Source organism: Agromyces mediolanus, assembly GCF_014648575.1.
In the GTDB taxonomy this organism is placed as follows: Bacteria; Actinomycetota; Actinomycetes; order Actinomycetales; family Microbacteriaceae; genus Agromyces; species Agromyces mediolanus.
In genome coordinates this window covers 413821-437131 of sequence record NZ_BMRJ01000002.1, presented here as the reverse complement: position 1 = coordinate 437131, position 23311 = coordinate 413821, and the positions used below count along the sequence as shown (strand labels likewise).

Annotated in this window: 28 protein-coding genes and 1 tRNA gene; 18 read left to right on the top strand and 11 right to left on the bottom strand. The window is 68.9% G+C overall.

The features are described 5' to 3' along the window. Positions 1-178 precede the first annotated feature (178 nt). Positions 179-1744, bottom strand: coding sequence for a helix-turn-helix transcriptional regulator (locus IEY71_RS11905; protein ID WP_189085541.1), 1566 nt, complete (start codon positions 1742-1744; stop codon positions 179-181). Between the two features lie 364 nt (positions 1745-2108). Here IEY71_RS11905 and IEY71_RS11900 point away from each other — a divergent pair, with 364 nt between their 5' ends. Further along, a complete protein-coding gene (locus tag IEY71_RS11900) occupies positions 2109-2471 on the top strand; it encodes a hypothetical protein (RefSeq protein WP_189085540.1) in 363 nt (120 codons plus the stop codon). A 57-nt stretch (positions 2472-2528) separates the two neighbouring features. Here the strand turns inward: IEY71_RS11900 and IEY71_RS11895 are convergent, their stop codons facing one another. Beyond that, complete coding sequence (locus IEY71_RS11895; protein WP_189085539.1) at positions 2529-3056, bottom strand: PASTA domain-containing protein; 528 nt, start codon at positions 3054-3056, stop codon at positions 2529-2531. Here IEY71_RS11895 and IEY71_RS18610 point away from each other — a divergent pair. The 14 genes from IEY71_RS18610 (at position 2941) to IEY71_RS11825 (ending at position 13196) form a co-directional block, all read left to right on the top strand. Continuing rightward, the gene (locus IEY71_RS18610; protein WP_373292263.1) at positions 2941-3432 is read left to right on the top strand and encodes a helix-turn-helix transcriptional regulator; all 492 of its coding nucleotides are present in this window, start codon (positions 2941-2943) and stop codon (positions 3430-3432) included. The genes IEY71_RS11895 and IEY71_RS18610 overlap by 116 nt on opposite strands. A gap of 404 nt (positions 3433-3836) precedes the next feature. Then, entirely contained in the window at positions 3837-4073 is a 237-nt protein-coding gene (locus IEY71_RS11885; RefSeq protein WP_189085538.1) for a hypothetical protein, read from the top strand. Next, a complete protein-coding gene (locus IEY71_RS11880) occupies positions 4070-4288 on the top strand; it encodes a hypothetical protein (RefSeq protein WP_189085537.1) in 219 nt (72 codons plus the stop codon). The genes IEY71_RS11885 and IEY71_RS11880 overlap by 4 nt, the downstream gene beginning before the upstream one ends. A gap of 9 nt (positions 4289-4297) precedes the next feature. Further along, entirely contained in the window at positions 4298-4735 is a 438-nt protein-coding gene (locus IEY71_RS11875; protein ID WP_189085536.1) for a hypothetical protein, read from the top strand. Positions 4736-4802: 67 nt separating this feature from the next. Next, entirely contained in the window at positions 4803-5306 is a 504-nt protein-coding gene (locus IEY71_RS11870) for a hypothetical protein (protein WP_189085535.1), read from the top strand. Between the two features lie 271 nt (positions 5307-5577). Beyond that, positions 5578-5790, top strand: coding sequence for a helix-turn-helix domain-containing protein (locus tag IEY71_RS11865; RefSeq protein ID WP_189085534.1), 213 nt, complete (start codon positions 5578-5580; stop codon positions 5788-5790). 204 nt (positions 5791-5994) lie between these two features. Continuing rightward, on the top strand, positions 5995-7926 hold the full coding sequence (locus tag IEY71_RS11860; RefSeq protein ID WP_189085533.1) for an AAA family ATPase: 1932 nt from the start codon (positions 5995-5997) through the stop codon (positions 7924-7926). Positions 7927-8195: 269 nt separating this feature from the next. Next, positions 8196-8792, top strand: coding sequence for an HGGxSTG domain-containing protein (locus tag IEY71_RS11855; RefSeq protein WP_189085532.1), 597 nt, complete (start codon positions 8196-8198; stop codon positions 8790-8792). A 184-nt stretch (positions 8793-8976) separates the two neighbouring features. Continuing rightward, entirely contained in the window at positions 8977-9252 is a 276-nt protein-coding gene (locus tag IEY71_RS11850) for a hypothetical protein (RefSeq protein ID WP_189085531.1), read from the top strand. After that, positions 9249-9914: a recombinase family protein gene (locus IEY71_RS11845; RefSeq protein WP_189085530.1), complete on the top strand. Its 666-nt coding sequence runs from the start codon at positions 9249-9251 to the stop codon at positions 9912-9914. The genes IEY71_RS11850 and IEY71_RS11845 overlap by 4 nt, the downstream gene beginning before the upstream one ends. Continuing rightward, positions 9911-10069 (top strand): hypothetical protein, encoded by a 159-nt coding sequence (locus tag IEY71_RS11840; protein ID WP_189085529.1) that lies wholly within the window; start codon positions 9911-9913, stop codon positions 10067-10069. Before IEY71_RS11845 ends, IEY71_RS11840 begins: the two co-directional genes overlap by 4 nt. After that, positions 10066-10302 (top strand): hypothetical protein, encoded by a 237-nt coding sequence (locus IEY71_RS11835; protein ID WP_189085528.1) that lies wholly within the window; start codon positions 10066-10068, stop codon positions 10300-10302. The genes IEY71_RS11840 and IEY71_RS11835 overlap by 4 nt, the downstream gene beginning before the upstream one ends. Next, positions 10302-11522 (top strand): tyrosine-type recombinase/integrase, encoded by a 1221-nt coding sequence (locus tag IEY71_RS11830; RefSeq protein ID WP_189085527.1) that lies wholly within the window; start codon positions 10302-10304, stop codon positions 11520-11522. Before IEY71_RS11835 ends, IEY71_RS11830 begins: the two co-directional genes overlap by 1 nt. A gap of 9 nt (positions 11523-11531) precedes the next feature. Continuing rightward, positions 11532-13196 carry an SIR2 family protein gene (locus IEY71_RS11825; protein WP_189085526.1) on the top strand — a complete coding sequence of 555 codons (1665 nt, stop codon included), beginning with the start codon at positions 11532-11534 and terminating at the stop codon, positions 13194-13196. A gap of 101 nt (positions 13197-13297) precedes the next feature. On the opposite strand, the gene IEY71_RS11820 is transcribed toward IEY71_RS11825, so the two are convergent. From IEY71_RS11820 to IEY71_RS11810, 3 genes are all read right to left on the bottom strand, one after another. Further along, positions 13298-13382 (bottom strand) — tRNA-Tyr (locus tag IEY71_RS11820). Between the two features lie 115 nt (positions 13383-13497). Then, positions 13498-14190: a PH domain-containing protein gene (locus IEY71_RS11815; protein WP_189085525.1), complete on the bottom strand. Its 693-nt coding sequence runs from the start codon at positions 14188-14190 to the stop codon at positions 13498-13500. Between the two features lie 19 nt (positions 14191-14209). Continuing rightward, on the bottom strand, positions 14210-14374 hold the full coding sequence (locus tag IEY71_RS11810; RefSeq protein WP_189085524.1) for a hypothetical protein: 165 nt from the start codon (positions 14372-14374) through the stop codon (positions 14210-14212). A 112-nt stretch (positions 14375-14486) separates the two neighbouring features. Here IEY71_RS11810 and IEY71_RS11805 point away from each other — a divergent pair, with 112 nt between their 5' ends. Then, the gene (locus IEY71_RS11805) at positions 14487-15329 is read left to right on the top strand and encodes an MOSC domain-containing protein (RefSeq protein ID WP_189085523.1); all 843 of its coding nucleotides are present in this window, start codon (positions 14487-14489) and stop codon (positions 15327-15329) included. A gap of 33 nt (positions 15330-15362) precedes the next feature. Next, positions 15363-15851 carry a YajQ family cyclic di-GMP-binding protein gene (locus IEY71_RS11800; protein WP_189085522.1) on the top strand — a complete coding sequence of 163 codons (489 nt, stop codon included), beginning with the start codon at positions 15363-15365 and terminating at the stop codon, positions 15849-15851. A 33-nt stretch (positions 15852-15884) separates the two neighbouring features. Here IEY71_RS11800 and IEY71_RS11795 read toward each other — a convergent pair whose 3' ends face one another. The 5 genes from IEY71_RS11795 to IEY71_RS11775 form a co-directional block, all read right to left on the bottom strand. Continuing rightward, positions 15885-16880: an alpha/beta hydrolase gene (locus IEY71_RS11795; RefSeq protein WP_189085521.1), complete on the bottom strand. Its 996-nt coding sequence runs from the start codon at positions 16878-16880 to the stop codon at positions 15885-15887. Next, on the bottom strand, positions 16877-17575 hold the full coding sequence (locus IEY71_RS11790; RefSeq protein WP_189085520.1) for a prepilin peptidase: 699 nt from the start codon (positions 17573-17575) through the stop codon (positions 16877-16879). Before IEY71_RS11790 ends, IEY71_RS11795 begins: the two co-directional genes overlap by 4 nt. A gap of 63 nt (positions 17576-17638) precedes the next feature. Next, on the bottom strand, positions 17639-18973 hold the full coding sequence (locus IEY71_RS11785) for a ferredoxin--NADP reductase domain-containing protein (protein WP_229781749.1): 1335 nt from the start codon (positions 18971-18973) through the stop codon (positions 17639-17641). A gap of 94 nt (positions 18974-19067) precedes the next feature. After that, positions 19068-20189, bottom strand: a complete 1122-nt coding sequence (locus IEY71_RS11780; RefSeq protein ID WP_229781712.1) for a polyprenyl synthetase family protein — start codon at positions 20187-20189, stop codon at positions 19068-19070. 105 nt (positions 20190-20294) lie between these two features. Continuing rightward, positions 20295-21023, bottom strand: a complete 729-nt coding sequence (locus tag IEY71_RS11775) for a demethylmenaquinone methyltransferase (protein ID WP_189085517.1) — start codon at positions 21021-21023, stop codon at positions 20295-20297. Between the two features lie 71 nt (positions 21024-21094). Here IEY71_RS11775 and IEY71_RS11770 point away from each other — a divergent pair, with 71 nt between their 5' ends. After that, positions 21095-22399, top strand: coding sequence for an isochorismate synthase (locus IEY71_RS11770; protein ID WP_189085516.1), 1305 nt, complete (start codon positions 21095-21097; stop codon positions 22397-22399). Between the two features lie 27 nt (positions 22400-22426). Here the strand turns inward: IEY71_RS11770 and IEY71_RS11765 are convergent, their stop codons facing one another. Then, positions 22427-23284, bottom strand: a complete 858-nt coding sequence (locus tag IEY71_RS11765) for a polyphosphate kinase 2 family protein (RefSeq protein WP_189085515.1) — start codon at positions 23282-23284, stop codon at positions 22427-22429. Positions 23285-23311 lie beyond the last annotated feature (27 nt).

Here is a 23311-nt window from a genome sequence, read left to right as displayed (position 1 = left end):
CGTTGGGAGCGCGCGCGTCAGTCGGTCGGGATGCGTCGGATTCGGCCGGATGCGTCGGGTCCGACCGGCTGGGCGTCACTTCGACTATGTCCGACCGCATGTGAGATGCAGCCCGGGAACGCAGGACTTCACCCTCGGCGCGCGGAGAATCCCCCTGAGGGTGAAGTCCGCGAGCCGATCAGTTGCGGATTCCGGCCTCGCTCGCCGCGAAGATCGCCGCCTCGAGCGAACGCACGCCGAGCTTTCGGTACGCGGACCGCAGCTGGCTCCGCACCGTCTCGACGCTGACGAACGAGTCCCGCGCCACCTCCGCGCGGGTCTTCCCGGACATCAGTCCGAGCAGCACGGCGCGCTCGCGGGGCGTGAGGAGGGTGTGATCCCTCGAGCGGTCGAGGGAGACGAGCTCCTGGTCGATCTCGGCGACGGCGTCGAGCGCCTCGCGCGTCCCGGTCAGCTCCGAGAGCTTCGTGAGCACGGCGGGCCCCGCGACGACGAGCGACCTGGGGATGCCGTTCGCGAGTGCGAGCGCGACCGCGCGCCGGAACTCGCGGGACGCGATCGCGTCCTTGCCCTCCGAGAGCGCGCGGGCGGCTTTGAGCAGGTGCATCTCCGCTGCCGCCCGCGGCCGGTCCCGGCTCTCCCGGAGCACCGCTTCCACGAGCGTCGCGGCGGCGGTCGGGTCCTCCGCTGCGCGGATCGCCGCGAGGCGGACGCGCACGATCCCGTGCGCGTCGTGCTCCGCGCTCCGCTCCAGCAGCTCGATCGCGAGCGCGCCGCGCCCGGTCAGCCCGTTCAGCTGCGCGCGCGCCACGTCGAGGTGGACGCTGTTCGCGGGCTGGGCCACGACGTCCGACGGCCAGGACGCGGCCTCGGCCTCGAGCTGGGCGAGGAACCGCGTCGAGTCCTGCTTCGCGGCCGGCAGCTGCGAGCGCACCATCAGCGCGAGCGCCCACAGCTCGGAGTCCTGCTCCGCTCGACGGTCGTCGGTGAGCAGCGCCGCCGCGTCGTCGCCGTGCCCCCGGTCGAGCAGCCGGAGCGCCGACGCGAGCCGGAGCGGGACGCCCATCGCCGCCCGCTGCCAGGGCTCGATGAGGTCGGCGAGGGCATCCGCCTCCGCCGCGGCCCGGTCGGCGGCCGGTCCCCGCCCGGCCAGCGCGTGCGAGAGCGCGTAGTACCCGGCCGTGCAGTACGCGATGTCCAGCTGCTCCGTCGCGACCGCGACCCGGAGCACCTCCTCCGAGCCGTCGACGACCGTCACGTAGCCGGTGCTCATCAGCTCCGTGCGCAGCCAGTGATGTTGCAGCCGGGCGAGCATCGCCGGCGGGATCCGCGCAGCGGCCGCGGGCAGGGCGGCCCGGGCGCGATCGATGTGGACGAGACTCTCGGCGGCGCGGCCGTCGGCGCGCGCGGCGATCGCGGCGACGGTGCCGCCGAGCACGGCGCGCAGCGCCTCCGCCTCCGAGCGGCGTGCGCCGCTCCAGCGAGCGCGGTGCGAGGCCGCGTTCGTGCGGAAGGTCGACTTCAGGTGGGCGCCGAGCTCGGTGAACACGGCGGTCAGCAGCGGATCGGCCGGGTCCGGCGCGCAGAGGCCCATCGCCAGCGCCAGCGTGATGGAGCGGTGCTCGAGCAGGTACATCCAGTGCTGCGCGACGAGGGACGTGACCGCCTCGACGTCTCGCTCGCCGACGGCACGGCGGAGCAGCTCGCGCGGATCCGCTGATCGTTCGGTTCTGTGGGAAGCCACCATGAAGCCCGGGTCGGAGTCGGTCCGCTCGGGGTACGGACCGTCCTCTCCATCTAAACAGAGGGATCTCGGGACCCCGGCGGACGCGCGACCCCCGAACGAGGCGCAGATGGGCCGCGACGGCCGGAGGGAACGACGAAGGCCACCGGAATCCGGTGGCCTTCGTCTTCAAGCGCTGATGGTGGCGAGTGAGGGATTCGAACCCCCGAATGCTGAGCAGTCTGATTTACAGGGAGTCGGGGAAGCCCTTCCGGGGCGAACCGGCGTGCTCGTCGGTAGACCGTCCCGCCCCGCCAGAACGCTGGGAACGCCGCGCCGCAAAAGGCCGTTCGGAGTACGCCGGAGCGCAACCGAGCACCGAGGGTTGGCGCGGCGCGAGGGGTTCCGGAGGGGTTTCCAGGCGGAGTTTGGCGTGTCCGGTTTAGGGGAGGAGATCGGTGAAGCGGTGAAGGAGGCGGTCGCCGTAATCTCCGCTGCGTGGAGAAACATGGACGCTCGACCGTCGTGGGAGGACTTCGCGGATAACGTGTTCGCCGAAGGATTGAAGATGGGGATCGGCATCCGCATCCTCGAAGACGACGAGTTCGACTTTGCGTTCACCGCGATCGAGAACGTCGTCGATGCCGCGACCGGAGAGAGCGAGGTCTGGACGTATCCGCCGCTCCCGCGTTCGCGCCTCGCCGCGAGCGAATCGTGGGTGTCGTACGGAGGCGCCAGCCCGTTCTGACGCGCAGCGCGGGAGGCGACAACGCGGCCCGGAACCGACTTCCGGCGTGCTCTCGACTCAGAAGACTTCGAGCACCTCGAACTCGACCAGCTTCGGGTCCTTCTTCGTACCCTCGTAAGTGCAGCGGATCGACACGGGCGTCTTGAAGGCATCGTCGGTCGCACCATTGACCCGAACGACGATGCCGAGGTCGTGCGGCGAGGCAACGAAGTCGAAGAGCGGCCACTTCACGTTCTGGGGAATCTGCCCGCTGTCTTCGGCATGGCGCTTGCAGAGCGGGACCGCGCGTCCCTCGTTGACCACGTCGCTCTTCTTGATGACACGCAGGGTGACCTTGTCACCTTCCTCGACCGCAGCGCCCGCCTTGGGCTTCTGAGAGACGACGACCCAGTTGCTCTTCTTCCAGACCGCGCGGCCCTTCGCGTCGAACTTCACCTTGAGGTCCATGTTGTCGAGAGCCTTCGCAGCGATGTCAGCCGGTTCGCCGACTAGATCCGGCATCGGCACGTCGAGTTCGGTCGCCTGTGCAGCGATTGGAGCGCCGACGAGGAGTGAAGCGATCAGAGCCGAGATGAGCAGGAACATGCGTGGTCGGGCGGTTCTCACGAGTGGGTGGTTCCTCTCCATCTGGTCTGGCTTGCCCAACTCTATCTGGCTTGCCATACTGCGCACCGTCCCGCAAACGGGTGGGCTTGTTCGAGTGCTCGCTGAACCGAACTTTGACGCCCTGAGGCTTCGGCTGAGCGTCCTTCGCGCCGAGCGAGAACTGACGTACGAGCAGCTTGCAGAGCGCAGCGGCGTCTCGCGAGCAACCCTCATCGCGATGGAGACAGGTTCACCACGGTCCCGACGACCCGAACAGCCAGCGTCACGCGGGTCGCTCGAATCGTGGTGGCGGATTGCACACGCGCTCGATGTTGACCTCGGCGATCTGCTTGCCTCGCTGGACGAGCCCGCCTGACGGAGCCATGGCCGGCTGGGCGCTCCATGGCGATCTCGGTCGAGCCGGTAGCCGGGGTTGAGGCCACCACCCGAGCCACGCATTTGGGCGTGTAGCGGCTAGCGACGAGTGCCGCGAAGCCGGTCGGCGGCTTGCTCGATGCTCTCGCCGCGGATGGACGCAGAGCGTTCAGCCTGGGCACGTTCCTTCGGGGTGAGCGGGCGGGGCCTGCCATCTGCGGTGCGGCCGTAGCCGCCGGAGGCGTATTCGGATGCGGTCGGGATGGGTTCAGTCATCCTTCAAGCTTCGCTCTCCTGCCGTTCGCAGCGCTCGACGCCCGTGTCCACCTTGGGTCCACTTCCTATCCGAATTTGCCTCTCCGTCGAGTCCAGCGCGGAGGGCGGCTTGAACCGTAAAGTTGAGGCATGCTCACTCAAGTTTTGAAGCCCAATGCGAAGCTTCAGCAGCCCATCCCGGGTGATATCGACACCGCGCTGAACGCGCTCGTCAAGCTCTCCGGCATCTCCAAGCGCTCCATCGTCGCGGAAGCACTCCGCTGCTACCTCGTGGAGCAAGGAGTGTTGCCCGCCACCAGCCAGCCGATTCAGCCCACCCTCGCACGCGGCGTCCTCGCCGCCGACCGAAAGGAACGAACCCGATGACCATCGATCTCCCCAAGTACCCCGCCGCGGTCGGCGCGGGCACCGTCAAGCGTCTGGAAGCCCAGCGGACCAAGCTCCGCGAACGAGCCGAAGCCCTCCGCGAAGAGCTCTCCGCCGTCGACGCCCAGTGGGCGGCTGCCTTCGACAAGGCCGACCGCCGACAGACCGCCCGCGACCGCGTCGCGGCCCTTGCCAAGACGAACCGCCGCCGATAGGAGAACCCGATGACCGAAAACATGCACCCACACGACCTGCGGATCCTCGCCCGCGAGCAGGGATACGCCAACTCGACCGTTGAGCGAGAGACCATCGCTGCCGTCGACCGGGCCGTGTTCGACAGCGTCCGCGCGTTCGAGCGCGGCGTGTCCGGAGCCGCCGACGAATTCATGGCCGAGCGAACTGTCGATCTGACCGCCGCCGACGAGCTCATCGAGTCGCTGCGCACGGAAGTGAAGTACCAATTGATGGACGGTACCGAACCGACGTCCGATCTGGCGCAGCGGTATGAAGACCTGCGGCGCACAGCAGAGTACGCACTGAGCGAGCTCGACCGAGCCGAACACGAAATTCAGTGGCACATCGACCGGAACGGCAACGTCTACGAGAGCTACTGCGACCTGCTCACCAAGTGGCCGATGATCCGGCCGACGCTCGTCCTCTGACAACGCAAGAGCCCCGGACGCCGCCTACTCTCGGTCGTCGCGGGGCTCTCGGAAGGGAAGTGCCAGAATGAACACGATCAACGCTACCTCGGTGCCGATTCGGGGCGCTCTGCCCGACTATTGGGGCTCGGCCGCTGACTATCCACATCAGCCAATCGATCTTGCGCCGTGGGAGGTCGGTGCTCGCGCCATGACCCCGCTCGAACGCGCGACGATACGAATCATCGCGCCTGACCTCGCACACTGTCCCGGCGGTTCCAGTCTCGTCCACGAAGCGGTCGTCCGGCTCGCCATCTGGAAGCGATCCAACCAGCTCAGCCACAGCGGCACGTGGATTGCCCGCAGCCTCCAACGCGCGATGCTCAGCGTCCATCCGAATGGCCTGCGATCAGCTCACAAGGGTTTCGCGCTGCTCGCCGCAGTCGATGCCGCAGAGCTGGGCGTCGAGGTCTGGACGACCTTCGCACCGGAGGGAGTTCGTGGCCCGTTCAGCCACGTTCGGCTCGGTGCACTTTGCGCCTCACGCACGCTCGGAACCGACTCCGAGCGGCACCGAACCGAGATCGGGTAACCTTGAAACGCACCGGGGAAGCCCGGCACAACTGAACAAGCAACACCCCGCTGTCCCAAAGGCCGTGCGACGTCACGAGCAACCGGAGGGCGCAAGCGGATTCGCAAAGATCCTGCGAGCTAACGGAGATGTGGCCTCGGCCTTTCCTGCGGAACCCCAGGTGACGTGAAGCCGAGCAGTGGACCCACTCAACGACATGAATCGATGTCGGGTGGGTTCCGTGCTCGGCTTTCGTGTTGGTACGGCACCTTCTCGACGGGAAGGGACCACCGTGTCCACGCAGAACGACTACAACAAGCCGACATTCAACTACCCGACCGGTGCCGAGTACGTCGGACTCTCCGTGCGGCAGCTCAAGCGCGCCGCTGAAGCCGGGAAGATCGGGCGTTACAAGCTCGGCGGACTGCACGTTCGCTTCTCGCAGGCGCAACTCGATGCCTACCTGAAGTCGTGCGAGATCGCGCCGACGACCGACGCCGAGTAGGCGATGCCCGTGCCAACCATGAGGCGCAACGCAGCATCCCGCCGTAGACCTTCCGTGCGCCGAGAGCGTCGCGTGTACTCTGCCGACGCAGTGCTAGCCGCCTTCGAACTGTGGACTGTCGGAGCACCGAGCTCCGATGGCGAGCAGCGGATGTTCTGCCCACTGTGCGAAGACCCCGAGGAGAGCAGGACGCCGTCTGCCTCGATGAACATCGAGACCGGCGAGTGGAACTGCCTCAAGACCGAGGAAGACGGCGGCTCTGTCGAAGACCTTCTCACCAAGCTCGGCAAGAAGATCGAGGCATCGTCGATCAAGGTTGCTCCCCGTGCAACGGAACGAAAGCCACCGCCTCCGTTGGAGGACGACAGCAAGGTCTACCGCTGGCACGACCAGATGCTGGCCGCCCAGCCTGCCCGGGTGGAGTATCTGACGGCGCAGCGCGGCCTCAGCCTCGACACGATCAACAAGTTCAAGCTCGGCCACGACGGTCAGCGGTTCACGATCCCAGTTCGCTTCGAAGGCAAGTGGGTCAACGTGCGCCGCTATCGGCCGAACGCCGACGCAAAGAAGAAGATGCTCAACCTGCCCGATCACGGCGCAGCAGTGCTCGCGTTCTCCGAAGTGCTGTCGGCCGGCAACCTACCCGTGCTGCTCGTCGAGGGTGAGTTCGATGCTCTGCTCGCTAACCAGATCGGAGAGGGTGAGTTCGTCGCTGTCACCGGCACGGGCGGGGCAGCCACGCTTCCAGCAGGCCTTGACATGCTCTCGAACCGAGAAGTGTTCGTTCTGTACGACAACGACGAGGCAGGCAAGAAGGGCGCGAAGAAGGTCGCTGCCGCCCTGGGCAAGCTTGGCGCAGACGTGCATGTGCTCGATTGGGCACCACTCGGCCTTCTCGCGGGCGACAAGAGCAGGAAGGACTTCACCGACTGGCACATGAAACTGCACGGCACGGCCGTGCAGATCATCAACGAGATGCAACGCGTCCGATCGGGCGCTTCCCCTGCACGCGAGCGGTTCCGCGTGGTAAGCGCTTCGGAGCTCGCCGAACCGGTGCCGCCGATGCGATGGCTGGTGGAGGGCGTGTGGCCGGACGGCTCCTACGGCGTCGTTGCGGGCGAGAAGAAGACGCTCAAGACCTACACCGCGTTGGCGCTCGCGCTTTCGGTAGCAAGCGGGGAGCCCTATCTCGACCGCTTCGCTGTCCCCGAGCCGCGCCCCGTTCTTATGTACCTCGGCGAGGGCGGTCAGTTCCCGACGATGCGTCGTCTTCAGCGCATCGCGCAGTCGATGGGAGTGGACCTACGTTCGCTACCCCTGCGCATGGTGTTCGACGCAGGCGACCTGACCGGCGAGACGTTCCTCGCTGCGTTCGAGGAGGCGGTCGCGGAAGAAACCCCGGGCCTCGTCATCATCGACCCCCTCTACGCCTTCCACCCTCCCGGAGTGGAGGCCCAGAACCTCTACGACCGAGGTGCAATGCTGGCCGAGCTGCAGCAGATGGTGCCGGACGGGGCGTCGTTCCTCCTCGCGGATCACTTCCGCAAGACCGGCGGCAAAGACCTCGACCTCGATTCCATCGCGCAATCCGGCGTGGCTCAGTGGGCCGATAGCTGGATCCTCCAGAACCACCACACCCGACCGCGCGTGGACGAAGGCGAGTTCTCGATCGGCATGCAGTTCGGCTCGCGACAGTGGGGCGGGCAGCAGTACATCGTGGACTGGTCGATCGGGCGCTTCGACGCCGCAGCAGGCGAGCACCTCGGCGAGCTACAAGTCGCCGTCCGCGCCGTCGGATGGGGCGAGAAGCCGCCGTCCCGCCTCGAAGGCATCTCGTTGTCGATCGCGAAGCTCGTCCGGCAGAACTCGTTCGAGTACACCCGCGAGCAGGTTCTGCAGGCCGTATCGGGCGCGACCGCAGCGAAGCGCGCAGCGTTCGACGAGCTCGCGGAAACGGGTGAACTTGAGCCCCGCGAGACCCAGCGCGCGGGTAAGGACGGCAAGCAGCGGGCCGTGAAGGTGTGGGGCTATCGCCGCCTCAGCGAATCCAGCCCGTCGAAGGTGCGTCTATCGCCGCCTGAAGGTGAGGCGGCGGTTGAAGCGGACGAGCCTTCGAATGCCCGTGCTTCGCCGTAACGGCGCGGTTCCTATCGCCGCCTGACCGCTGAGGCGGAAGTAGGCGGCCATAGCGAGCCGGGATGCCAGGGACGGGCCGGGGCGGCAACCGCCGCCCTTCCGCCTAGTCCCTTAAGGGGCGGCGGTTGATTAGGCGGAAGTTGAACGCCCAACCGCGACCCCTCTAACAAGACCCCCAGCCCGGACGGCGCGACTCTTGTCGATCCTGCCTGCGCCGTCCGGGCTGGGTTCACCCGAAGTGGACATTCGACCGAAGTGGAGAAGTGAAGATGACGAAGAAGGGCCTGGACCGTATGCAGACCGGGACCGTATGCACTGCGAGGCGGCGCAACGGTCAGCCGTGCATGAACTACGCGATCAAGGGAGCGACGGTCTGCCGACTCCATGGTGGGTCCGCGCCGCAGGTCCGCGCGGCGGCGCAGGTGCGCATCCTGATGGCGAGCGACCTCGCCGCCAAGAAGCTTGTGGAGCTGATGTCGTCCCCGACCGTGGGGGACAACGTGAAGCTCGCCGCCGCGAAGGAGCTGCTCGACCGGGCGAACGTCGTCGGCACGCAGCAGGTCAACCTCGAACTCGGTATGCCCGCGTGGGAGCAGCGCCTGCTCGAAAGTGGCGCCGTGAGGAGAGTGGAGATCGACTGGGCAGGCGTTGATGACGCCGACGTGATCGATGCCGAAGTCGTGGACGAAACCGAGTACACCGCAAGCCTCCGCGCCGAGGCCCGCGCCGCCGAGGGCAGCCCGTCGCAAGGACTGCGACCACTCAAACCCCGCCGTGCCCCATCGCAGCCCGAACAGGACGGCGTCCCCCACTGGTACGAGCCGAATCCGTCCGCAAACGGCGGTCGCGGCAGGCGGAAGGCATGACGGAACGGCCCTACCTCGGCCGCTCCATGGCGAAACGGGCAGACCCAAGGGTTTCCCTGAGCCGAAGAATTTGCGGTCCTTACGCTCGGATTTCCCAGATCAGTAGCCAAAACGGACGTTTACGCGTTTAACTTCCGCTCACGTCAACACCGGTTGACGGCCCATCTGCCATCAAGGAGACACCATGTCGAACACCAAGAAGCCCGAGCTCGCCGCCTACGCCGAGAAGGACATCACTCCGGTCATGCGCGAGTACATCGCATGGCTGGAGAAGGAGACCGGCTACAAGGTCGACCCCATCTCAGTGCAGCTCTCCTCGATGCTGCGTCCCGCGTTCCAGAAGTCGCCCGGCAACCAGAAGCGCATGGCCGATGCCAAGGCAGCTCGCGTCACCGCAGCGCAGGCCAAGGTCGAGCGTCGCGCCGAGCGCGGGGCGAAGGCGAAGCAGGAGGCGAAATGAACCGCCGCGTCTACGGCTACCTCCGTGTGTCCAAGGCTGACCGGAACCGCGACACGTCCCTCGGGATCGAGGCCCAGCAGGCCAAGATCGAGCGGCATGCCGAGCTGAAGGGCTGGGAAGTCGTTGGCTGGTTCATCGACAACGGTGTCTCGGGCAAGGACACCGACCGCCCCGGCCTCCAGGCTCTTCTCTCGGCACTTTCGGCTCGGCCGAAGGTGCGCGAGGCCGATGGTGTGGTCGCAGCCAAGCTCGACCGCCTCAGCCGTTCGGTCGTGGACTTCGGCGCGCTACTCGAAGCCTCTCGACGGCAGAAGTGGTCGATCGTCGTGCTCGACTTCGACCTCGACACACGCAGCGCCGTTGGCCGGCTGATCGCGGGCGTGCTCATCCAGTTCGCGCAGTTCGAACGAGAGCTGATCGGCGAACGCACCTCCGATGCCCTCCGAGCGCTCGCAGCGAGCGGCGTCAAGCTCGGCCGACCGCGCACCCTCTCCAAGACCGCACAGCTCCGGCTGTTCGAGCTCCGAGCCAACGGCCTCTCGCTCGTCAAGATCGCCGACCAGCTCAACACCGAACACGTCCCCACCGCCCACGGCGGACGCTGGCACGCCTCCACCGTCGCCCGCATCCTCAAGGCCTACGCACCCAAGGAAGCAGCATGACCCGTCGCCGACACCGCGAGCCTTCCCGCCCCGTCGTCCATCGCAGCAAGTCGATGACGCCCGAACAGATCATCGCCGCGATGCGCTGGGCAGGGTTCACCGCCCGCGACATTGCAACCATCCTCGTCACCCTCGGATTCAAGGCACCCCGATGACCCTCAACTACACCCCGAAGACCATTGGCAAGCAGACGGCAGACCTCAAGGTCGGCGACGTCGTGCTCGAGAGCTGGCAGCACCCCGCCCGCATCGTCCGCCTCCAGTACGGCAGCGGCCGCATCCACGTCTACTGCCGCTACATCTGGCAGGCCTCCCGCGAGCCGTGGTGGAAGCTCGGCGACTACCACCCCACTGCCCGCCTCGAAGTTGCGAAGAAGGGCGAGTACTGATGGCAAACGTTCGAGAGGTCGCACGCAAGGACGGCGTCGCCTACGAGGTGCGCTGGCGCGACGCCAACGGCAAGTTCAAGCAGAAGACCTTCACCGCCCGCCGCGAGGCTGACCGGTTCTCCCTCCGCGTCGAGAACGAGCTCGCCGATGGCGGCGGCACGGAAGCGCTCGTCAAGAACGCAAAGAAGTTCCGTGACGTTGCAGAAGCGATGATGGCGGCGACCCACAAGCTCAAGCCAAAGACCCGGCGCGGCTACGAGGACTGCTTCGCACTGCACATCTATCCGACGTTCGGGAACCGGCGCATCAACACGATCACGTCGATGGACGTCGAGAAGTGGGCTGCGGAGATGCGCACGAAGCCCAAGCCGAAGCACAATGACGACGCTCCAGATCTGCCCTACGCAGCCTCGACTGTCCGCGGCGCGCTCATCGCCTTGTCGAAGGTGTTCAAGTACGCGGCGCGGCACCGTCTCATCTCGGGGAACCCATGCGCTGGGATCGAGAAGCCGAAGATCGTCCGCGAGGAGCCGACCTTCCTCTCACCGCAGCAGGTCGAGCGCCTGGCGGATTGGCTGGACGATGTGCCGCCCTACGGGCTGATCGTGCGGTTCGCGGCCTACACCGGCCTCCGCCCCGGCGAACTCGAAGCGCTGCGCATCCGGGACATCAACTTCCTGCGCCGTCATGTCGAGGTCCGGCGGCAGGCACAGCACACGCCGAAGGTTGGGCTGGAGTACATCACGCCCAAGTCGGCAAAGGCGGTGCGCGACGTGCCTCTGACCAGGAGCCTGCTCAGAGCGCTGGCGCAGCACGTTGAGGCGCACCCCTACCGCAGCGATCCCGACGCTCTGTTGTGGCCCGGGCGCAAGAAGGGCGGCGCTCCCGGCAAGCGCGCCCCGCTGAGCTATGACGTGCCCTTCCGTCACGGCAGCGTCTACCGGGGACACCTCAAGCCTGCCCTCGAAGAGCTCGGCATCCCGGTGGTGCGCTGGTACGACCTTCGACACTTCTACGCCTCGGCCTGCGCCGCGCAGGGCATCGACATTCACAAGGTCGCGCGATGGATGGGTCACGCCAACATCAATATGACCTACAGCACCTACATGCATCTGTTCGTCGATGGCCACGAGGCTGACATGGAGCGGCTCGATGCGCTCGGCGGCGCAGCCACGCCGGTAGAACCGCTTGCACGCATCGGCAACGGGTGGCCCCTCTAGATTGGTGGCATGACGCCTGGCCCTTCAGACACCGATCAGCCCGTCGAAACTGACGGCGCCACTGAAACTCTCTACGCGTCGCTCGCTTCGCATGGGGCTCTTCCGTATCTGTTCATTGGAAGCGGCATCTCACGGCGCTATCTCGACCTGCCTGACTGGGAGGGTCTTCTCAGGCAGTTCGCGACCGAAGCCGGCGAGGATTTCAACTTCCACCTCGCGACAGCAAACGGTGATCTCCCGACTGCCGCCACCAGCATCGCTCGAGTGTTCCATCAGATCTGGTGGAAGGACGACCGTTATGCCGACCAGCGTGCAGCGTACTCATCGATTGTCCGCGATGAAGAGGGTGGTCTGAAGGTAGCCATCTCGGAGTACATTCGCACGCACGACACTTTGGCCGCTGGCGTCCCCGGCGTTGACGATCAATCGCTCGCAGCAGAGATCGCGCTGCTCGGCTCGGCCGTTGTCGATGGCGTCATCACGACGAACTACGACTCCCTGACTGACCAGCTTTTCCAGTCCTTCCAGCCATACATCGGGCAGGACGAACTGATGATGAGCGATGCGCAGTTCATCGCGGAGACTTACAAGATTCATGGGGCAGCGACGCAGCCGCTCTCCTTGGTGCTGACCAAGGGCGACTACGACCGTTTCTCGAACAGAAATCACTACCTTGCGGCGAAACTTCTCACCATCTTCGCCGAGCACCCGGTCATCTTCGTGGGCTACAGCTTGGGTGATGAGTATCTGAACGAGATCCTCGACAACATCGCCACCGCTGTCGGACCGGAGCGTCTCGGCGAGTTGGGTAAGCGCATCTATTTTGTCGAGTGGAGCGCTGACCCATCTGCGCCCACCCTGATAGAGCAGACCAGCATCGAGCGTGGCGGCTCCAGGCTTCCGATAACTCGGATCGACACCCACAGCTTCGAATGGTTGTGGGAAGCTCTGTCACGGCTGGAGCGCCCCTTCCCAGCAGCCATCCTGCGCGAACTGCGCAAGCACGTCTTCGATCTCGTCACGCACCCGGACCCGAGCCAGACGCGAGAAGTCGTTCGTGCCATTCCGATCGACGGCGACGAGGGAAACGAGTATCGAGTCGTCTTCGGCGTGGGCGCCTTCTCGGAGAAGGACTTGCAAAACCTCTCTACAATCGGTCGAACCCTTACGCGCGACGATATCGAGCAGGACGTTCTAGGCGTTCGTCGGCGCGCACTGGACCCGCAGAACGTCCTTCTCTCGGGTATCCCAGATGCGATTCGCCCCGGCCCCACATCCAACCTGCCCGTGCATAAGTACCTGTTGGAGAGTGGTCGAATCTCGCCCGACGGCAGCATCGAGTTCGACGATCTACCGGAGGTCGTAAAGCAACTCGCAGAGAAGCCCTTGACGGCGTCTGCGCAGAGCGTCGCACGCTTCAACCGGGAGGTACAAGGTGTCCTCAAGACCCCGCGTGAAGTGATGGATTCCAGTTACGCCACCTACTTCAAGCTGGAGTGCCTAATCTTGCTCGACCCATCCGGCTACACAACAGACGATCTGCGCGAGGTGCTGGTCGAGCTGTATGGCACTGAGGAAGCAAGTTCGCCATACCTGCGGGCGCTGTTTCGCAAGGTCCTCTGCCTATATGACCGCCGGAGGGCGCTCGAGGCAGCTGAGATTACCGCAGCGTAGACGGCGCGGAGGGGATTCGGAGGGGTCACCGTCAGCCCGCCGCAGCAACGACGAAGCCCCGGCCACCGAGGATTCTCAGGTGCTACCGGGGCTTTCGTTCGTGGTGGCGAGTGAGGGATTCGAACCCCCGAATGCAATGCAGTCTGATTTACAGTCAGATCCCTTTGGCCGCTTGGGTAACTCGCCGTGTGCACCCGACCACGTTCTGCACACAACCGGGGGCCTCACAAGGATACTCGGAGCGCGCCCGCTGACGAAATCGAGTTCGCCGCCCGCCGCAGCGACCCGACGCGAAACCGGCTCAGCGGGTTTCGCGCCACCAGGGCAGCTCGTCGCCGTAGTCCCGCGTCGCGTTCAGATCCCGAGTATCCGCCGCGGCATCCGCCTCGGCCCGAGCCGCCATCTGCCCGCCGCTCGCCGCGTCGTAGGCGGCGAGCTGGCCGACCCGCGTCGGGTCGTACTCGGGCATCGGGAAGTCCGGCTGAGGCATCCGCCCGCGGAGCCCCGAGCGCTGGATGACCCGCTGGATCGTGAGCCCGCGCTCGTCGGGTCGCCCGACGAAGCGGATCTCGCGGAGCCCCTGGTCCTGCGCCGCGGACTCGAAGACGAAGTGGCCGTAGCCGATGATCCGCCCGACGAAGGGCGTGTGCACCGAGATGTCGAGGATCCGTGAGAGCGGCATGGTCGCGATGCGCTGCGACAGGATGCCGTGCACCCGGAACACCCGCATGTTCGTGATGACGAAGCGGTCCATCCGCAGTCCGACGTAGCGCCAGAGCCCGTGCAGGAGCAGCCCGAGCGCGAGGAGCAGCGGCACGAAGTACAGCGGCTTCGGCAGCACTGCGAGGAGCAGCAGCACGGGCGCCGCGGCGACCATCTCGGCGACGCAGCCGACCTTCGCGGCCCAGTGCTTGCCGACCTCGTCGACGATCACCTCGCCCTCGTCGGCGATGAGATGCCGCTCGACCTTCGGGTCGAGGCCGAACACGCTCACGGCAGCATCCGCCGGCCGCTCAGGACGCGAGCGAGGTGAAGAAGCGGCCGACGCCGTCGACAGCGGTGGCGACGCCGTTGACCGCGCCCTGCACGAGGTTCGCCGCGTCCTCCGGCCGGCTGATCATGTAGAAGAGCGCGAACACGACGACCAGCACGACGGCCAGGGGCTTGATCCACTTCACGTTCGCGATCCCTTCGATCGGAGTCCGCCGTCGTTTCTACCCCACCCGAACGGGGGCCGCCAGATGACACGCGGATGGGGGACAATACGAGCCCGGCGGGTACGGTGCTGTGATGCAGCTCACGCGCGTCCGCATCCACCCGGTCAAGTCCTTCGCCGGATTCGACGTGCCGAGCGCGAGCGTGCTGCCCTGGGGGCTCGCCGGCGATCGCCGCTGGGCGGTCGTCGACCCGGAGGGCGCCCCCGTCACGGCGCGCGAGGAGAACGCCCTGCTCGGGCTCGCCGCGACCCCGCTCGCCGACGACGCGCTTCGGCTCGGCGCGGAGCGCGATGCGGCCGGCAGCCTGCTCGTCGCGGCCCCGCGCGACGCCGAGCCCGTCGCGGTCGGACACTCGCGTCAGGGCACGGCGCTGCCGGCGGGCGCGGAGGCGGATGCCTGGATCAGCGCGCGCATCGGCCGCCCGCTCCGGCTCGTCTGGCAGCCGGACCCGACGGCGCGCACCGTGAAGCCCGACTACGGCGGACGACCGGGCGATTCGCTGACGCTCGCGGATGCCTCGCCGCTGCTGCTCGCGAGCGAGGCATCCCTGCGCCTGCTGAACGAGCTCGCGGCGAGCGACGCCGCCGAGCGCGGCGACGCGGAGCCCGCGCCTCTCGTCATGGAGCGGTTCCGGCCGAACCTCGTCGTCGACGGCGAGACGCCCTTCGCCGAGGAGGCGTGGACGCGGGTGCGCATCGGCGACGTCGAGTTCCGCGTCGAGGGCTGCTGCGACCGCTGCGTCATGACGACGATCGACCCGACGACGCTCGTGCGCGGCAAGGAGCCGATCCGCACGCTCGCGCGGCACCGGCGCCGCGAGGGCAAGACCTGGTTCGGCGTGCGGCTCGTTCCAGCGCTGGATGCCTCGTCGGGCGACACGGTCGCGGTCGGCGACGCGCTGCACGTGCTCGGCTGAGCCGGGCGGCGCGGCCCTGGCTAGACTGGCGGCATGGCAGATTCGACGTTCGACATCGTCTCCAAGGTCGACAAGATGGAGGCCGACAACGCGGTCAACCAGGCCCGCAAGGAGATCGAGCAGCGCTACGACTTCAAGGGCGTCGGCGCCTCGGTCGAGTGGAGCGGCGAGAAGATCCTGCTCAAGGCCTCCTCCGAGGAGCGCGTGAAGGCCGTGCTCGACGTGGTGCAGTCGAAGTTCATCAAGCGCGGCATCACGCTGAAGAGCCTCGACGCGGGCGAGCCCTACGCCTCGGGCAAGGAGTTCCGCATCGAGATCGCCCTGAAGCAGGGCATCGACCAGAAGGCCGCGAAGGAGATCGGCAAGATCATCCGCGAGCAGGGCCCGAAGACGGTGAAGTCGCAGATCCAGGGCGACGAACTCCGAGTGTCCTCGAAGAGCCGCGACGACCTGCAGGAGGTCATCCGCATCCTGAAGGCGGCCGATCTCGAGGTCGACCTGCAGTTCGTCAACTTCCGCTGAGCCCGGGCCGGGCCCGCGTCTGACGGGCGCGGCTCAGCGCGGCGCGTAGCCGCGCAGCCAACGGCTGATCGAGGCGTAGGCGGCCGCGCGGGCGGGCTCCCGCGAGAGGGTGACGTCGTGCAGCGCGCCGTCGATGCGCGACACCGTCACCTCGGGGCCGAGCTTCAGCGCGCGCTCGGCGATCTCGTCGACGACGAGCACGCTGTCGCTCGTGCGCATCGACTCGTCCCAGCGGGTGAGGATGCTCGACCTGGCCGAGAGCAGGGTCAGCGCCGGCGAGCCGACGTCGATGCCCGCGGCGACGCGCGCGTGGCCGGCGAGGATGGCGTTCAGCCAGACGGGGCTCGTCGCGAAGCCCCGGTCGGGCCGCCAGCGGTGGTCGTACTCCCACTCGCCGCCCTGCTCCTTCGCGACGGCGCGGGTGTAGAAGCCGAGGTCGACGTTCGGCAGCGGCGCGAGCGGGTGCACGCGGGCGCCGAGGGCGAAGACGGGGGCGAGCGCCTCGCGGCCCACGCGGCTCAGCTGGAACTCGAGCCACGGGCTGTTCAGCACCAGCGCGCGTGCACGGCCGCGGTGCCGGTCGGCCCAGAGCGAGAGGGTCAGCCCGCCGGTGGAGTGCCCCATCAGGATGAGCGGTCGGGCGGGGCCGCCGGCCCGCATCGCGGTCAGCGCGGCGTCGAGGTCGACGTCGTAGTCGGCGAGGTCGGTGATGAGGCCGGGCGTCTGGCCCGGGCGGAGGCTGCGGCCGTACTTGCGCAGGTCGAGGGCGAAGAAGCGGGCTCCCTGCGCGGCCCAGAAGCGGGCGAGCTCGGGATTGAAGAAGTAGTCGCTCCAGCCGTGCACCGAGAGCACGTCGCAGCCGGCGACCGGCCCCCGCGGGGTGCGGGCGAACGGCCACCAGCCGGATGCCGCGGGCGGGGTGTAGCGCACGAGGGTGGCGACGAGCTCGCCCTCGTCGTCGGAGCCGAGCGGCAGCGTCAGCTGCTCGAACCCGGGCCCGAGCACGTCGGGGCGCCACGCGGCGGTCATGGCCCCAGGGTAGCGGGCACCGCGACGACGGCGAGGAGCGCCCCGGCGAGCATCGCGGGACCGAACGGGATCGCCCCACCGGCCGGCACCCGCCGCAGGCTCAGGCCGACGACGGCGACGAGGCCGCCGATGAGGAACATGGCGACGACGCCGACCGCCCAGCTCGCGAGCCCGCCCCAGCCGAGCACACCGCCGACGAGGGCCGCGAGCTTCACATCGCCCATGCCCATCGCCCGCGGCGAGACGAGGGCGACGGCGAGGAAGAGCGCGAAGAGCACGGCGGCGCCGATCGCCGCCGACCGCGCCCGGCCCGGCCCGGCGCCCGCACCATCAAGCGTCGCCGCGAGGCCGAGCAGCACGGCGACGGCGAGCGCGGCCGGACCGAGCACCGCGTTCGGCAGCCGGTGCTCGAGCACGTCGACGGTGGCGAGCACCGTTGCGGCGGCCGCGAACACGAGGAGCGCGCCGAGCACGACGAGGCCCGAGGCATCCATCTCCGGTCCAGCGAAGCGCCAGCCGAGCGCGCCGAACGTGGTCGCGGCGAGCGCGGCGCTCGTCGCGACGACGGCGCGGATGCCTCGCGGCGGCGGTGCATGCAGGCTCCGCGTCGCCCACGCGGCGAGCGGCCACCAGCCGAGCAGGCCGCCCAGCGCGGCGAGACCGAGCGCGGGGAGCAGCTGCGGGGCGAGGGGCACCGCCCGAGGCTAGTCGCGGACGCGGCGCAGAGGCGCCCCGCTGTCCACAGGGGGCGGCTGCCCCTACGCCTCGCCGCGGGAGAGGTCGACCATCTCGTCGCGGGGCACGACCTTGATGCGCACGCGCCCCTCCGCCTCGCCGAGCGCGAGCTCGTGCTCGTCGAGGCGGTGCCAGCCGTCGAGGTCGGTCCACCGGATGCCGCGCGACTCGAGCAGCTCGACGATCGCCTCCTCCTCGGGGTGCTCCGGCTGCCACCAGTTGCCGAGGTCGTTGATGACGTGCTTCACCGTCTCCATGGCGTCGGACTTCGTGTGCCCGATGAGGCCGACCGGTCCGCGCTTGATCCAGCCGGTGGCGTACACGCCGTAGAGCTGGCGCGGCTCGCCGGTCTCCTCGTCGCGGATCATCACCTGGCCCTCGTGGTTCGGGATGACGCCGAACTTCTCGTCGAACGGCACGCCCGGCAGCGGCGAACCGAAGTAGCCGACCGCGCGGTACACGGCCTGCACCGGCAGCTCGCGGATCTCGCCCGTGCCGACGACGCCGCCGGCCCCGTCGGACTTCGTGCGCTCGTAGCGGATCGCGCCGACCCGACCGGTGCCGTCGTCGACGAACTCCAGCGGCTTCGCGAAGAAGTGCAGGTGCAGCCGTCGCGACGCCTTGGGGGCGTCCGGTTCCTGAGCCTGTCGAAGGGCGCGCTGCCGCCACTGCTGCAGCACCTTGTCGATGACGAAGACCTGCTTGTTGCCCGACACCGCCGCCTTCGCGGCGTCGTCGTAGTCGAAGTCCTCGTCGTAGACGATCACGTCGACGTCGCGCAGCTCGCCGAGCTCGCGGAGCTCGAGCGGGGTGAACTTCACCGAGGTCGGACCGCGACGGCCGAACACGTGCACGTCGGTGACGGGCGAGGCCGCGAGGCCCTCGGCGACGTTCGCCGGGATCTCGGTGACCATCAGGTCCTCGACGTGCTTCGCGAGGATGCGGGCGCTGTCGAGGGCGACGTTGCCGTTGCCGATCACGGCGACCTGCTTCGCGTCGAGCGGCCAGGTGCGCGGCACGTCGGGGTGCCCGTCGAACCAGCTCACGAAGTCGGCCGCGCCGTAGGAGCCCTCGAGGTCGACGCCGGGGATGTGCAGCGGGGCGTCGCGCACCGCGCCCGTCGCGAAGATGACGGCGTGGTAGTGCTGCTGCAGGTCGTCGAGGGTGAGGTCCCGGCCGAAGCGGACGTTGCCGAAGATGCGGATGTCGCCGCGGTCGAGCACCTCGCGCAGCGCCGTGATGATGCCCTTGATGCGGGGGTGGTCGGGCGCGACGCCGTAGCGGACCAGCCCGTAGGGCGCCGGCAGGTGATCGAACAGGTCGATCGAGACGTCGAAGTTGCGCTCCGCTTTGAGCATGATGTCCGCGGCGTAGATGCCGGCGGGGCCGGCTCCGACGATCGCCAGGCGCAGCTTGTTCCTCGTCACGTGCTCGTTCTCCTCTCGCCCGAGCTCAGCTCGAGCGCTCCACGATGGTCTCGGCGAATCGCGTCAGCGCCTTCTTCACGCTGCCCTCGGGCAGCGGTGCGAGCGCGGCGACCGCCTCGTCCGCCCAGCGGTGCGCCTCGGCGAGCGTCACCCTGGTGGCCTCGTGCTCACGCAGCTCCGCCACGATGGCGTCGACCGTCTCCTTCGACGGCACGATCCTCGCGGCCTGCGTGTTGGTGTCGAGCGGGTCGCCCACGGCGTCGGCCGGGACGGGGAGCACGTCGCGCTCGATGCGCGCGAGCAGGGATGCCGCGTCGGCATCGCGCTTGGCGAGCTCGCGCAGGCGCAGCAGCGGCAGGGTCACGACCCCGGCGCGCAGGTCGGTGCCGGGCACCTTGCCCGTCTCGGCGGGGCGCGGCGACAGGTCGATGACGTCGTCGATGAGCTGGAAGGCGACGCCGATCTTCTCGCCGAACTCGACGAGCGGCGCCTCGAACGCCGGGTCGGCGTTCGAGAAGATCACGCCCGACTGCGCGGCCGCCGCGATGAGCGAGCCGGTCTTGTCGGCGAGCACCTGGATGTAGTGCGCCACCGGATCGTCGCCCGGCTGCGGCCCCACGGTCTCGTGCAGCTGACCGAGCACGAGGCGCTCGAAGGTGTCGGCCTGCATGCGGATGGCGCGCTCGCCGAGCCGGGCCATGAGCTGGCTCGCCCGGGCGAAGAGCAGGTCGCCGGTGAGGATCGCGATCGAGTTGCCCCACACCGCGTGCGCGCTCGGCACCCCGCGGCGGCGGTCGGACTCGTCCATGACGTCGTCGTGGTACAGGCTCGCGAGGTGCGTGATCTCGATGGCCTCGGCCGCGATGACGACCTCGTCGGTCACCCCGTCGCCGAGCTGTGCCGCGAGCAGCGTCAGCATGGGGCGCACCCGCTTGCCCCCGGCCTCGAGCAGGTAGCGCGTCGAGGCATCCGCCACCGGTGCGGTGAAGCGCACCTCGTCGACGAGCCCCGCCTCGACCCGATCGAGCCCGTCGTCGATGGCCCGAGCCATCGCCCGATCGGCTGCGGACGCGAAGACGCGCTCGCTCAGACCGAGGTTGGCGGCGAGGGAGGACCCGCGACGCGCGCCCTGGAGGCTCGATTTCACGCTGTCCAGCCTACCTGTGCGTCGGAGCCCGCTCGCGTATCGGCCGTGGCGAAGGCGGGCCGGAGACATCGCCGGGCGGGCGAGCCGCCCACGCGGGACAACCGCCTACTCGGGCGAGCCCGCTGCCGCGGCGAGCGGCTTGCGCCCGCGGTGCAGCGCCACCACGCCGAGCGTCAGGTTGCGCCAGGCGACGTCGCGCCAGCCCGCCTCGCGCAGCCAGGCCGCGAGCTCGGACTGCACGGGCCAGGCGTTGATCGACTCGTTCAGGTACTCGTAGGCCGTGTCGTTCGAGCTGGAGAGCTTCACGAGCGGCGGCATCACCCAGCGCTGGTAGGCGCCGTAGCCGGCGCGCACGAGCGAGGCCTGCGGGTGCGAGAACTCGCAGATGACGAGCCGGCCGCCCGGCTTCGTGACCCGCAGGAACTCGCGGATCGCCTGCTTCGGGTCGCTCACGTTGCGCAGGCCGAAGGAGATGGTGACCGCGTCGAACTCGTCGTCGTCGAACGGCAGCCGCATGGCGTCGGCCTCGACGAAGACGAGGTTCTGCACGTGCGCCTGCCGGCGGCGGCCGACCTCGATCATGCCGGGCGAGAAGTCGGCAGCGACGACCGAGGCGCCGCTGCGGGCGAGGCTCGCGCTCGAGGTGCCGGTGCCCGCGGCGATGTCGAGGATGCGCTCCCCCGGCTTCGGGTCGACCGCCCGGGTCGTGGCGACGCGCCACAGCGGCGCGTTGCCCATCGACAGGAGGGTGTTGGTGCGGTCGTAGTTGGCCGCCACCCGGTCGAACATGGCCGAGACCTGCTCCGGGTGCTTGCCGAGGTCTGCGCGGGTCATCCTCCGAGTCTACGGCCGCACCCTGGGTGCCCGGCGGCCGCCCCCGGCCGGGGCGGGCGTAGGCTGGGGCGGTGAGCCAGCATGCCGCCGCTTCCCCCGCCTCCGCGGGCTCGCGGCTCATCGTTCGCACGACCGCGGTCGACGAGACCGAGCCGCTGATCCCCCGCACCGACCCGCGCAACCCGCTCGTCTGGTTACGGCGCGGTGAGGGCGTCGTCGGCCTCGGCGAGGTGCTCCGCATCGAGACCTCCGGCGAGCACCGGATCGAGGATGCCGCGGCCGCCTGGACCTCGATCGCCGCCGCCGCCGATCTCGACGACCGGGTCGGCCTGCCCGGCACCGGCCTCGTCGCCTTCGGCGCCTTCGCGTTCGCCGCGCACTCCGCCGCGACGAGCGTGCTCATCGTCCCCGAGCTCGTCCTCGGCCGTCGCGACGGCCGCTCCTGGATCACCCGCATCGCCCTCGCGGACTCCGCCGAGGGGCAGGCGCTCGCCGACGCCACCGCCGGCGAGGAGACCGCCGCGCTGCTGCCGACGCCCGCGCCGAAGCGCCAGGTGCCGCGGGTCGCGTTCGCGCCCGGCAGCATGAGCCCCGAAGGCTACGAGGCGTCCGTCGCCGAGGCCGTGCGCCGCATCGACGCCGGCGAGCTCGAGAAGGTCGTGCTCGCCCGCCAGCTCGTCGGCGCGCTCGACGAGGACGCGGGCCTCCGCGCCACCATCAACCGGCTCGCCGAGGACTACCCCGACACCTGGGTGTTCGCCGTCGACGGGCTCATCGGGGCGAGCCCAGAGACCCTCGTCCGCGTCGACCACGGCACGGTCTCGGCGCGCGTGCTCGCGGGCACGGCCCCGCGGGGGGCCGGCGAGGCATCCGACCGCGACCACGCCGCGCAACTCGCCGCGAGCGAGAAGAACCTCGCCGAGCACGCGCTCGCCGTCGCGAGCGCCGTGCAGCGGCTCGCGCCGCACACCCGCCGCCTCGACACGAGCCCCGAGCCGTTCACCCTGCAGCTGCCGAACCTGTGGCACCTCGCGACCGACCTCAAGGGCACCCTCGGCGACGGCTCGAACTCGCTCGACCTCGTGCGGGCGGTGCACCCGACGGCCGCCGTCGCCGGCACGCCCCGGAGCGTCGCCCTCGACGTCCTCGCCGAGCTCGAGGGCTTCGACCGCGGACGCTATGCCGGCCCGGTGGGGTGGGTCGACGGCGCGGGCGACGGCGAGTGGGCGATCGCGCTGCGCTGCGCGCAGGTCGACGGCGACGGCACCGTCACGGCCTACGCGGGCTGCGGAATCGTGCACGACTCGGTGCCGGCCGAGGAGCTCGCCGAGACCGAGATGAAGTTCCGCCCGATCGTCGAGGCCTTCGGCGGCTGACCCCGGCCCAGTCGCCCGACTGCGCGGTCAGGATGCCGCGAGCCGGCGCTGCTGCTCCGCGACGTCGTAGTCGGCCTTCGGCCAGTCGAGGTCCATGCGCTCCAGGGCGTCGATGACGAGGTGCTGCACCGCGAGCCGGGCGTACCATTTGCGGTCGGCGGGCACGACGAACCACGGGGCATCCGCCGTCGCCGTGCGCTCGAAGACGAGCTGGTACGCCTCCTGGTAGTCGTCCCACCTGGCGCGCTCGTCGATGTCGCCCGGATTGAACTTCCAGTGCTTGTCGGGCCTCGCCAGCCGGTCGGCGAGCCGCTCGCGCTGCTCGTCCTTCGAGAGGTGCAGCATGACCTTCACGATGGAGGTGCCGGTGCGGGCGAGCTCCTCCTCGAAGTCGTTGATCGCGCCGTAGCGCCGCTCGATCTCCTCGGGCAGGGCGAGCTCGCGCACCCGTCCGATGAGCACGTCCTCGTAGTGCGAGCGGTCGAACACCCCGATCTGGCCGGCCGCGGGCACCTGCTTGTGGATGCGCCAGAGGAAGTCGTGCTGCAGCTCCTCGGCCGTCGGCTTCTTGAACGCGGCGAGGTGCACGCCCTGCGGATCCACGGCGCCCATGACGTGGTTCACGATGCCGCCCTTGCCGGCGGAGTCCATCGCCTGCAGCACGAGCAGCACCCGCCGCTCGTCGCCGTTCACGACGTTGTTCGCGAAGAGCTGCTCCTGCAGGCGGTTCAGCACGGCGGCGCCCTCGGCGAGCGCGGCCTGGCCCGCGACCTTGTCGCCGTCGAAGCCCGGGTGCGCGTTCGTGTCGACGTCGGCGAGGCGGAAGCCCGGGCCGACGCGGAGCAGCTCGGCGGGGTCCGCCGTCCAGAACGATTCGCGGTCCATTCGGTTCCCCCTGTGCGCGTCGGCGGC